Annotated in this window: 12 protein-coding genes and 1 other annotated feature; all 12 genes read left to right on the forward strand. The window is 34.9% G+C overall.

Annotation, left to right across the window (positions count from 1 at the left end; all coding sequences use genetic code 11):
• The first annotated feature begins 133 nt into the window (after window positions 1-133).
• The 12 genes from HMPREF9171_RS109025 (at window position 134) to HMPREF9171_RS108970 (ending at window position 10,877) form a co-directional block, all read left to right on the forward strand.
• Entirely contained in the window at window positions 134-1,279 is a 1,146-nt protein-coding gene (locus tag HMPREF9171_RS109025) for a cysteine desulfurase family protein (protein ID WP_000638894.1), read from the forward strand.
• A gap of 1 nt (window position 1,280) precedes the next feature.
• On the forward strand, window positions 1,281-2,495 hold the full coding sequence (gene thiI, locus HMPREF9171_RS109020) for a tRNA uracil 4-sulfurtransferase ThiI (protein ID WP_001200110.1): 1,215 nt from the start codon (window positions 1,281-1,283) through the stop codon (window positions 2,493-2,495).
• Between the two features lie 101 nt (window positions 2,496-2,596).
• Window positions 2,597-3,775, forward strand: coding sequence for a CapA family protein (locus HMPREF9171_RS109015; RefSeq protein WP_000101228.1), 1,179 nt, complete (start codon window positions 2,597-2,599; stop codon window positions 3,773-3,775).
• Between the two features lie 75 nt (window positions 3,776-3,850).
• Window positions 3,851-3,930: a sequence feature (ribosomal protein L21 leader region), on the forward strand.
• Window positions 3,931-3,964: 34 nt separating this feature from the next.
• Window positions 3,965-4,279, forward strand: coding sequence for a 50S ribosomal protein L21 (rplU, locus tag HMPREF9171_RS109010; RefSeq protein WP_000109135.1), 315 nt, complete (start codon window positions 3,965-3,967; stop codon window positions 4,277-4,279).
• A gap of 6 nt (window positions 4,280-4,285) precedes the next feature.
• Window positions 4,286-4,624, forward strand: coding sequence for a ribosomal-processing cysteine protease Prp (locus HMPREF9171_RS109005; protein ID WP_000588481.1), 339 nt, complete (start codon window positions 4,286-4,288; stop codon window positions 4,622-4,624).
• A gap of 21 nt (window positions 4,625-4,645) precedes the next feature.
• Window positions 4,646-4,939: a 50S ribosomal protein L27 gene (gene rpmA / locus HMPREF9171_RS109000; protein ID WP_000916503.1), complete on the forward strand. Its 294-nt coding sequence runs from the start codon at window positions 4,646-4,648 to the stop codon at window positions 4,937-4,939.
• Between the two features lie 215 nt (window positions 4,940-5,154).
• Complete coding sequence (locus HMPREF9171_RS108995) at window positions 5,155-6,060, forward strand: LysR family transcriptional regulator (RefSeq protein ID WP_001025683.1); 906 nt, start codon at window positions 5,155-5,157, stop codon at window positions 6,058-6,060.
• Between the two features lie 8 nt (window positions 6,061-6,068).
• Entirely contained in the window at window positions 6,069-6,533 is a 465-nt protein-coding gene (gene lspA / locus HMPREF9171_RS108990; RefSeq protein ID WP_001226252.1) for a signal peptidase II, read from the forward strand.
• Entirely contained in the window at window positions 6,517-7,407 is an 891-nt protein-coding gene (locus tag HMPREF9171_RS108985; protein ID WP_000406598.1) for an RluA family pseudouridine synthase, read from the forward strand. Before lspA ends, HMPREF9171_RS108985 begins: the two co-directional genes overlap by 17 nt.
• Before the next feature lie 175 nt (window positions 7,408-7,582).
• Complete coding sequence (pyrR, locus tag HMPREF9171_RS108980) at window positions 7,583-8,104, forward strand: bifunctional pyr operon transcriptional regulator/uracil phosphoribosyltransferase PyrR (RefSeq protein ID WP_000823056.1); 522 nt, start codon at window positions 7,583-7,585, stop codon at window positions 8,102-8,104.
• A gap of 48 nt (window positions 8,105-8,152) precedes the next feature.
• Window positions 8,153-9,223, forward strand: coding sequence for a carbamoyl phosphate synthase small subunit (locus tag HMPREF9171_RS108975; RefSeq protein WP_001085237.1), 1,071 nt, complete (start codon window positions 8,153-8,155; stop codon window positions 9,221-9,223).
• A gap of 55 nt (window positions 9,224-9,278) precedes the next feature.
• The gene (locus HMPREF9171_RS108970; protein ID WP_001865330.1) at window positions 9,279-10,877 is read left to right on the forward strand and encodes an ATP-binding protein; all 1,599 of its coding nucleotides are present in this window, start codon (window positions 9,279-9,281) and stop codon (window positions 10,875-10,877) included.
• Window positions 10,878-10,921: the final 44 nt, after the last annotated feature.

A 10,921-nucleotide genomic window follows, 5' to 3' on the forward strand; every position in this document is an offset into this window, starting at 1 on the left:
CGTAATAGGTAGTGAGTTTTGTGATAAATTATGAGAATTATCATAAATATTGTTTTGGGATGTTCACAAACTAATATAAATAGTAGGAAAATTATGCTATAATAACACTGATTGACTTTAGAAGGACAGATTTATGATTTATTTTGATAATTCGGCAACTACTATTCCCTATCCAGAAGTTTTAAGGACTTATCAAGAAGTAGCTAGTAAAATCTATGGAAACCCCTCAAGTTTACATGAGCTAGGAACAACATCTTCTCGGATTTTAGAGGCTAGCCGTAAACAAATTGCTAGTTTACTTGAGCTTAAAGCAAATGAAATTTTCTTTACCTCTGGTGGTACAGAGGCCGATAATTGGGTTATTAAGGGTCTTGCGTTTGAGAAACAACATTTTGGAAATCATATTATTGTTTCTGATATCGAACACCCAGCTGTTAAAGAGTCTGCTAAATGGCTTGGAGAGTATGGGTTTGAGATTGATTATGCGCCAGTAGATGATAAAGGATTTGTAGACGTAGAAGCACTGGTCAAATTAATTAAACCAGAAACGATTCTTATTTCAATTATGGCAATAAACAATGAAATTGGTTCTATTCAGCCAATAAAAGCTATTTCAGACTTGTTGTCAGATAAACCTACTATATCGTTTCATGTTGATGCTGTTCAAGCAATAGGTAAGATACCGACTAAAGATTATTTGACTGAGCGAGTTGATTTTGCATCTTTTTCTAGTCATAAATTTCACGGCGTTCGTGGGGTTGGCTTTCTATATATTAAAGAAGGAAAACGTATTTCACCATTACTAACAGGTGGTGGACAAGAATCTGATTTACGTTCAACTACTGAGAATGTCGCAGGGATTGCAGCTACTGCTAAAGCTTTACGAATGGTTATGGACAAGGAAGTAGTAACTATTCCTAAAATAAGTAAAATGAAAACCATTATTCATGATGAATTAGCCAAATATGAGGATATTACGTTATTTTCGGGTAAGGAAGGTTTTTCACCTAACATTATCACGTTTGGTATCAAGGGTGTTCGAGGAGAAGTTCTTGTCCATGCCTTTGAGGGACATGATATTTTTATCTCGACAACTAGCGCTTGCTCTTCTAAAGCAGGTAAACCAGCAGGAACTCTTATAGCAATGGGAATTTCAACTAAGTTAGCCCAAACTGCTGTACGTATCAGCTTAGATGATGACAATGATATGGGACAAGTAGAGCAATTTTTAACTATTTTTAAACAAGTTTATGAAAAAACCAAGAAAGTTAGAGGATAAGATGCAGTATTCAGAAATTATGATTCGTTATGGAGAGCTCTCTACTAAGAAGAAAAACCGTATGCGCTTCATCAATAAGTTAAAAAATAATATGGAGCATGTACTCTCCATTTATCCAGATGTTTCAGTAAAAACAGATCGTGATAGAGGACATGTATATCTCAATGGTACAGATTATCATGAAGTTGCAGAGTCCTTAAAAGAGATTTTTGGTATCCAAGCCTTTTCTCCATCTTTTAAAGTAGAAAAAAATGTTGATACATTGGTAAAAGCTGTCCAGGAAATTATGACTTCCGTTTATAAAGATGGGATGACTTTTAAAATTACCGCAAAACGTAGTGACCACTCATTTGAATTGGATAGCCGTGCTCTAAATCATACTTTAGGAGATGCCGTTTTTTCAGTCTTGCCAAATATTAAGGCTCAGATGAAGCAACCAGATATCAATCTTAAAGTCGAGATACGAGATGAGGCTGCTTATATTTCATATGAGAATATTAGGGGTGCAGGAGGATTACCGGTAGGAACATCTGGAAAAGGGATGCTGATGTTGTCTGGTGGGATTGATTCTCCGGTGGCAGGTTACCTAGCGTTAAAACGTGGTGTAGATATAGAAGCAGTCCATTTTGCAAGTCCTCCTTATACTAGCCCAGGTGCATTGAAAAAAGCACATGATTTAACACGTAAATTGACAAAATTTGGTGGTAATATTCAATTTATTGAAGTTCCATTCACAGAAATTCAAGAGGAAATTAAGGAAAAAGCTCCTGAAGCCTACTTGATGACGTTAACACGTAGGTTTATGATGCGTATTACAGATCGTATTCGTGAGAACCGAAATGGTCTTGTTATTATTAACGGTGAAAGTTTAGGGCAGGTGGCAAGCCAAACGCTAGAAAGTATGCAAGCTATTAATGCTGTCACTGCAACACCGATTATTCGTCCTGTAGTCACGATGGATAAGCTAGAAATTATTGATATTGCTCAAAAAATAGATACTTTTGATATTTCAATTCAACCATTTGAGGATTGCTGTACAATTTTTGCACCAGATCGCCCAAAAACTAACCCTAAAATTAAGAATACAGAACAGTATGAGAAACGTATGGATGTAGAAGGTCTGGTAGAGAGGGCAGTTGCAGGGATTATGGTAACTACTATTCAACCTCAAGCAGATAGTGATGATGTTGATGACTTGATTGACGATTTATTATAATGAATTTTTAAACTACAGATTTATTCTGTAGTTTTTTATTAAAATGATTGCGCTGTCATAAGGTTATAAAAAATGCTATAATACGAATAAAGGAGGCAAGTATGGCAAGAATCCCTTATCAGAAAACATTTATTTTTTGTGTAGCCGTTATTATTGCTACTTTTATTTTGGGATTATCTAAGGATTTAGCACAATCTAAAGGGCAAAAGGTTGCAAATAATAATACTGTAAAAACAGCACGTGTGGTTGCAAACGGAGATATTTTGCTGCACGATGTACTATATGCCAGTGCGCGCCAACCCGACGGCACTTATAATTTTACTCCTTATTTTAAGGAGGTAAAATCTTGGATTGAGAGCGCTGATTTAGCGATTGGTGATTATGAAGGGACGATTAGTTCAGAATATCCTTTAGCAGGCTATCCTTTATTTAATGCTCCTAATGAGATTGCAACTACTATGAAAGAAACTGGATATGATGTCGTTGACTTAGCACATAATCATATTCTGGATTCACAACTGGCAGGTGCTATCAATACTGTCAAGACTTTTAATCGTCTGGGATTGGATACTATTGGGGTTTATTTAAAGGATAGAAATAAAGAAGATATCTTAATTAAGCGTGTAAATGGTATTAAAATTGCTATTTTAGGTTATTCGTATGGCTACAATGGTATGGAAGCTAATGTTTCAAAGAGTGACTATGAAAAACATATGTCTGATTTAGATACTAAAAAGATTAAGCAAGATATTAAAAAGGCTGAAAAAGAAGCAGATATCACCATTGTCATGCCACAGATGGGGATAGAATATCAAAAAAAACCTACTACAGAACAAGTAATGCTTTATCATAGTATGATTAAATGGGGGGCAGATATTATATTCGGAGGACACCCTCACGTTGTTGAACCGTCTGAAGTGATAAAAAAAGATGGCCAGAAAAAATTTATTATTTACTCTATGGGAAATTTTATTTCAAATCAGCGTTTAGAAACGGTTGATGATATCTGGACAGAAAGAGGATTATTAATGGATGTAACCATAGAGAAAAAAGGTCAAAAAACAGTAATTAAAAAAGTTAAGGCGCATCCAACACTAGTAGAAGCAAAACCAAATGGCCGTTATGTTGAAGAAGGCTTTCCAGCTTATGATTATAGGACGCTAGTTTTAGAGGATTATATTGAAGGTGGTAAGAAACGTTCTACGATTGATCAGACTATGAAAGATAAAGTTGATAAAGCATATAAGGAGATGAATGAGTTAGTTAATTTGAAGTGGTAAAGTTGATAATTTTATTTTGTTTTATCTTGCATAAAAAAAGAGTTTATGATAAAATTTGAATGTTGACTAAATGCACATCCTGTGCAACCGCGCGAAAATCGTTAGATTAAGTAGAGCAAGGCTCTCACGATTTATAGGCGAGTCTTCACAGAGGGAAACCTCACAAGAAATTTTTATAGGAGGTGCATCATGAGCACATACGCAATCATCAAAACTGGTGGTAAACAAGTTAAAGTTGAAGTAGGACAAGCTATCTACGTTGAAAAACTTGACGTTGAAGCAGGAGCAGAAGTTACATTTAACGAAGTTGTTCTTGTTGGTGGTGAAACAACTAAAGTTGGTACTCCAGTTGTTGAAGGAGCTACTGTTGTTGGTACTGTTGAAAAACAAGGCAAACAAAAGAAAGTTGTTTCTTACAAATACAAACCTAAAAAAGGTAGCCACCGTAAACAAGGTCACCGTCAACCTTATACAAAAGTTGTTATCAACGCAATCAACGCTTAATTTTTCATGATTAAAGCAACTTTTACTCGTAATCAATCAGGCTATCTTTATAGTGCTGAAATCAGCGGTCATGCTGGTAGTGGCGAGTACGGCTTTGATGTGATTTGTGCAGCTGTTAGTACTTTATCAATTAATTTTATTAATTCATTAGAGGCTTTAACAACCTGCCAAGCGCAATTGATTATCAATGACGTTGAAGGTGGTTATATGAAGATAGATTTATCTTCTATACCACAACATAAAGAGGATAAGGTTCAATTATTATTTGAGTCTTACCTTCTTGGAATGACTAATCTGTCTAAAGATTCTTCTGAATTTGTTAGTACAGTAGTCATGACACACTAATTTAAGAGAGGACACAACATTATGTTAAAAATGAATCTTGCTAACTTGCAACTTTTCGCCCACAAAAAAGGTGGAGGTTCTACATCAAACGGACGTGATTCACAAGCAAAACGTCTTGGAGCTAAAGCAGCTGACGGACAAACAGTATCAGGTGGATCAATTCTTTACCGTCAACGCGGTACACACATCTATCCAGGTGCTAACGTTGGACGTGGTGGGGACGATACACTTTTTGCTAAAGTTGAAGGTGTTGTTCGTTTCGAACGTAAAGGACGCGATAAAAAACAAGTGTCTGTTTACCCGATCGCAAAATAATGCCTAGTTAAGACTTTATGACTATTCATAAGGTCTTTTATTATTGTCAGAGCTTTCATTTTGTAACAAAAGACAATATGTTAAGAGATTTATCATTAATACTCATAAACTTTGTTGTTCTTTTATAGTGAAATAGTCCTAATTCATGAAGAATTTTCCGCAAGGATAGTTATTTTTTGGTATAATGAAGGGTACTAAAATGAGGAAGTGATAAAATGAATATTCAACAACTGCGTTATGTTGTTGCTATCGCAAATAGTGGTACTTTTCGTGAAGCAGCTGCAAAACTATTTGTTAGTCAGCCAAGTTTATCTGTTGCCGTTCGTGATTTGGAAACAGAATTAGGGTTTCAGATTTTTACTCGTACAACTACTGGTGCAGTGTTGACCAATCAAGGCATGACTTTTTATGAGAATGCTTTAGAAGTTGTGAAAAGCTTTGATTCATTCGAAAAACAGTTTTCGCAATCTGAAGCTACAGAGCAAGAATTCTCAATAGCAAGTCAACATTATGATTTTCTACCTCCTTTAATCACAGCGTTTTCAAAATGTAATGATAATTTTAGCTATTTCCGTATTTTCGAATCAACAACAATACGTATCTTAGATGAAGTTGCTCAAGGGAATAGCGAAATAGGTATCATTTATATCAATAGTCAAAATAAAAAAGGTCTACTTCAGCGGTTGGACAAATTGGGGTTAGAGTTTGTAGAGCTTATTCCTTTTAAAACTCATATTTATCTTGGGAAAGACCATCCCTTGGCTAGTAAAACATCTCTGATAATGACAGATTTAGAAGGATTACCAACCGTACGTTTTACACAGGATAGAGATGATTATCGGTATTACTCGGAGAATTTTGTGGAAGTACTTGATAGTTCTGTTACCTATAATGTTACTGATAGAGCAACATTAAATGGTATTTTAGAAAGAACCCAAGCTTATGCGACGGGCTCAGGATTCTTGGATAGCCGCAGTGTGAATGGTATCACTGTTATTCCATTAGAAGATCATCTAGATAACCAAATGATTTATATCAAACGAAAAGATCGTAATTTATCTCAGATGGCTTTAAAATTTGTTGCTGTTATGGAAGAGTATTTTAAGGGATTTAATTCATAGGAGAAGTAATGAGAAAGATTATTATACCAATAATAACTATTTTGTTGATTGCTTTAGATCAACTATCTAAGTTATGGATTGTTAAACATATTGAACTAAACCAAATTAAGGAATTCATTCCAAATATCGTTAGTCTAACTTATCTGAGAAATTATGGTGCTGCATTTTCTATTTTGCAAAATCAACAATGGCTTTTTACCTTAATTACAATCTTTGTTGTTGGTGTTGCTATTATTTATTTGATGAAACATATTAATGGAAGTTATTGGTTATTAATTTCTCTAACCTTAATCATCTCTGGTGGATTAGGAAACTTTATAGATCGCTTAAGATTAGGTTATGTCGTTGATATGGTGCATTTAGATTTTATTAATTTTGCTATCTTTAATGTAGCAGACTCATATCTGATAATCGGTATTATTTGCTTAATGATTGCACTTTGGAAAGAGGAAAGTAATGGAAATCACAATTAAAATAGCAGGAGTTAGGCTAGATAAAGCTTTAGCTGATAATTCTGAACTGTCGCGTAGTCAAGCTAATGAAGAAATTAAAAAAGGGATTGTGTTAGTAAATGGACAAGTAAAAAAAGCGAAATATACTGTTCAAGAAGGAGATCGGATTACTTTTGATATTCCTAAAGAGGAAGTACTAGATTATCAAGCTGAAAATATCCCTTTAGATATTATCTATCAAGATGATGACGTTGCTGTGGTTAATAAGCCGCAAGGGATGGTTGTTCACTCTTCTGCAGGCCACAGTTCGGGCACCTTAGTTAACGCCTTGATGTATCATATTAAGGATTTATCATCAATTAATGGCGTTGTTCGCCCAGGGATCGTTCATCGTATTGATAAAGATACTTCTGGTTTATTGATGGTTGCAAAAAATGATAGAGCTCACCAAGTGTTGGCTGAAGAGTTAAAAGATAAAAAATCGCTTCGTAAATATTTAGCAATTGTGCATGGTAATTTACCAAATGATCGAGGTGTGATTGAGGCTCCGATTGGTAGAAGCGATAAAGATCGTAAGAAGCAAGCCGTGACTGCTAAAGGTAAGCCAGCAATAACTCGTTTTCATGTTTTAGAACGTTTTGGTGATTATACCTTAGTTGAATTGTCATTGGAGACAGGTCGAACACACCAAATTCGGGTTCATATGGCTTATATTGGCCATCCTCTAGCCGGTGATCCTGTCTACGGTCCCCGTAAGACTTTAGGGGGTAAAGGACAGTTTTTGCATGCACAAACACTAGGTTTTACGCACCCTAGTAACGGAGAGAATTTGATTTTTTCAGTAGAGGTTCCGGAAATTTTTCAGACAACCTTAGAAAAGTTGAGAAAAAATTAAGTTTTTCTTGAAAAATACTTTTACCATTTGCTATAATATAAGCAAATCATTCCTTTAACCTTATCCAGTGAGATAGTTAAGGAGAAACTTCAGACTAAATCAATGCCTGAGCGGCTTTGTCATTCTAGAGAGTCTCCTTTTGAAGGGGCTCTTTTATCTTAGAGAGGATACTGCAATGAAAAGAAAAGAAATTATTGATGATGTGACCATGAAACGTGCTATTACACGTATTACCTACGAAATTATAGAACGTAACAAAAATTTAGATAATATTGTCTTAGCAGGCATTAAAACAAGAGGTGTTTTTTTAGCCAAACGCATTCAAGAACGCTTGAAGCAATTAGAAAATTTAGATATTCCCGTTGGAGAATTGGATACTAAACCTTTCCGTGATGATATGAAAGTTGAAGTTGACACCACAACTATGCCAGTTGACATCACTGATAAAGATATTATATTAATTGATGATGTTCTCTATACAGGTCGCACTATTCGAGCTGCTATTGATAATCTTGTTAGTTTAGGGCGTCCGAGTCGTGTCAGTTTAGCTGTATTAATTGACCGTGGGCATCGTGAACTACCTATTCGTGCAGATTATGTGGGGAAAAATATTCCAACAAGTCAATTTGAAGAAATTCTAGTTGAAGTAATGGAACATGATGGTTACGATCGTGTGAGTATTATTGATCCGAGTTAAGTAGACGACTATTATTTACGATGATTTTATAGAAGGGGAAGAACCACAATGGCAAAAAAATTGTTAATTCTAGAGGATGGTACGGTTTTTGAAGGACTATCCTTTGGTTCATCTCTTGATGTAACTGGCGAATTAGTTTTTTGTACGGGGAATACCGGTTATCAGGAAATAATAACGAATCCTTCACATAATGGAAAAATTTTAGTTTTTACCTCACCGCTAATAGGAAATTATGGTATTCATCGCAGTTACTCTGAAGCCATTATTCCCACTTGTTTAGGAGTTGTTGTTGCAGAGTATTCCAGATGTGTAAGTAGCGATACTAGCAAGATGAATCTAGATGAATTTTTGAAAATGAAAAAGGTTCCTGCAATGTTGGGGGTCGATACAAGGTATTTGATGCAAGTTATTAAAGAAAGAGGATTTGTAAAAGCTACTTTAGCAGAAGCAGGTGATGTTTTATCACATTTACAAGATCAATTAATAGCGACAGTATTACCGACAAATAATGTGGAACAAGTTTCGACAAAAACAGCTTATCCGTCGCCTGCTAGCGGTCGAAATATTGTTGTACTTGATTTTGGTCTTAAACATTCTATTTTGAGAGAATTGTCTAAACGTCAGTGTGACGTGACTGTCATTCCCTACAATACGTCTTTAGAAGGTATTAAAAATCTATACCCAGAAGGTATCATATTATCTAATGGTCCGGGGAATCCAGAAAAGCTTCAGGAAATCTTAAACACTATTAAAGAATTACAAAAATCTGTTCCTATGTTAGGTATTGGTTTGGGGCACCAATTAATTGCCATGGCAAATGGTGCAGAAATTATGAGACTCCCAGTTGCTAAGAAGGGGCCAAATTATCCCATGAGAGATATTGCTACGGGTCGTTTAGAAACAGTTAGTCAGTTTAATCATTTTACCGTTAACCGGCTAAATCTTCCGCATGATTTACTGGTAACACACGAAGGTTTGAATGATCAAGAGATTGTTGCTCTAAGGCACCGCTCATTTCCAGTGATGTCCGTGCAATTTTACCCAGAGGCTGCTCCAGGCCCTCATGATGTGACCTATTTTTTTGATGAATTTTTAGAAATGATTGGATCACGCGCTTAAACATAAGGTATTATTTAAAGTCAGTCGGTGAGCTGATTAATAAGGAGGTGCGTATATGCTAAATACAAAGGATAAACAGCCTATTTTGCTTATTATTTTCGGACAGAAAATGAAAGAATATGACGATTTAATTAGATCAACTGTTGAGAGGTTATCTAAAAGGGATAGACCTGTTAGTATTCTTATCTCGAAGGAGCTAAACCATGTGATTCACCATTATGATGCACAATTTGAAAATCTTGAGACGCTTGTGGGGTATATAAATACACATGAAGATAGTTTGATTTACCCCCTTTGCTTAGATAAAAATCATGAGCTATTTCAAGAGTTTTTAGCGTGGCAGAGTCATTATTCAAGGCAGTATATCAGCGATAATTTATCAGAAAAAAGTGTTCAGGCAATAGACAATAATCAAGACTTTGTGCAAGTAGATTGTTTAGTAATGAGAGACTCTTTGAATAATTGTTTATATGTCTCTGATTTAGAATATATTGAATCTAATAAAACAACTGGTAAGTCTCTAGCGATTGTACCAAGTCAAACTTTATCCGATGCTGCTAGGCAAACAATTCGAGATGTTGCATTTGATGTGTGTCGAAAAGCAAACATTATTGGAGTATGTTACTTTAGTTTCTTAATAGATTTGAACAGTTTGGATTATCATATAATTAGCTTATCATCTGGTTTGTCTCATCAAAGCATTTTATTTGAGACTATTACGACCTATCCTGTTTTAGAGATAGCAACTAAATTGACAGTGGGATATACTTTTAGTCAACTGAAGCATTCTTATTACCCAAATACCTCTGCCTTTTTAGAGCCGCAATTAGACTATGTAGCTACCGTATCTTTTAGTTTTGAAAAAGTTGACTATATCTTTTTTGCTCGTAATATAGAGCAATTATTTTTAAATTTACTCGAGGCTAGCAGTCATGATCATTTTCCATTTCTGAGTGATATTAGCGAGGAAGATTTGATGTTTGCTTTGATTCAGAAAAAAGAAAATCGTCTAGCTTATCTTTTGGAGGCTTTTAGACGTGGCTTTGATTTGTATGATTTATCCTCAGTTACTAAAATCAACCCTTTTTACTTAGATAAATGTTTACATATTGTAGAGTTGTATGAAAACCTGAATAAAAGCCAATATAATGTAGATATTTATAAGGAAGCTAAAAGGTATGGTTTTTCGGATGACTATATTGCTAGTAGTTGGCAAATCTCTTTGATAGACATGTTAGAATATCGAAAAAAACATAGTGTCGCACCTGTTCTGAAGCAAGTCGAACAAAGTTCTGGTGTTCTAACTGGCCATCAAATTCAGTATTTTCGAAGCTATGATTGGCATTCAGACTACATTTCTAGCGGTTGTCAAAAGGCTTTGATAATGGTAGACAAGGGTTATTCCCTAGTAAAATTAAATGAGTTAATTAAGCAAATCAAACAAACTCATTTAGAATTATTAATTGTTACCAATCAACCTCTCCTCATAGAACAATTAAATGATACATCTATAATTTTTGACACTATAGGTATTGAGACCATATTAACAATTATGGGTATAGAAGAGGTGGAAGAAGTGTATTTATTGGGAGAAAGTCAAGCAGACATGTTTTCAAAAATGAAAAATTTTTCTATCTCTTGTCAGTCTATTTAGCAATTCTTAATAAAAAATAAAAGCTGAGATCTATATCTCAGCTC

The organism is Streptococcus agalactiae ATCC 13813, assembly GCF_000186445.1.
GTDB classification, from domain to species: domain Bacteria; phylum Bacillota; class Bacilli; order Lactobacillales; family Streptococcaceae; genus Streptococcus; species Streptococcus agalactiae.

Bases quoted from the DNA above. Each gene is read 5' to 3' on its own strand.
- lspA (WP_001226252.1), top strand. From the start codon at position 6,069: ATGAGAAAGATTATTATACCAATAATAACTATTTTGTTGATTGCTTTA.
- rplU (WP_000109135.1), top strand. From the start codon at position 3,965: ATGAGCACATACGCAATCATCAAAACTGGTGGTAAACAAGTTAAAGTT.
- HMPREF9171_RS108975 (WP_001085237.1), top strand. From the start codon at position 8,153: ATGGCAAAAAAATTGTTAATTCTAGAGGATGGTACGGTTTTTGAAGGA.
- thiI (WP_001200110.1), top strand. From the start codon at position 1,281: ATGCAGTATTCAGAAATTATGATTCGTTATGGAGAGCTCTCTACTAAG.
- HMPREF9171_RS109005 (WP_000588481.1), top strand. From the start codon at position 4,286: ATGATTAAAGCAACTTTTACTCGTAATCAATCAGGCTATCTTTATAGT.
- rpmA (WP_000916503.1), top strand. From the start codon at position 4,646: ATGTTAAAAATGAATCTTGCTAACTTGCAACTTTTCGCCCACAAAAAA.
- HMPREF9171_RS108970 (WP_001865330.1), top strand. From the start codon at position 9,279: ATGCTAAATACAAAGGATAAACAGCCTATTTTGCTTATTATTTTCGGA.
- pyrR (WP_000823056.1), top strand. From the start codon at position 7,583: ATGAAAAGAAAAGAAATTATTGATGATGTGACCATGAAACGTGCTATT.
- HMPREF9171_RS108985 (WP_000406598.1), top strand. From the start codon at position 6,517: ATGGAAATCACAATTAAAATAGCAGGAGTTAGGCTAGATAAAGCTTTA.
- HMPREF9171_RS108995 (WP_001025683.1), top strand. From the start codon at position 5,155: ATGAATATTCAACAACTGCGTTATGTTGTTGCTATCGCAAATAGTGGT.
- HMPREF9171_RS109015 (WP_000101228.1), top strand. From the start codon at position 2,597: ATGGCAAGAATCCCTTATCAGAAAACATTTATTTTTTGTGTAGCCGTT.
- HMPREF9171_RS109025 (WP_000638894.1), top strand. From the start codon at position 134: ATGATTTATTTTGATAATTCGGCAACTACTATTCCCTATCCAGAAGTT.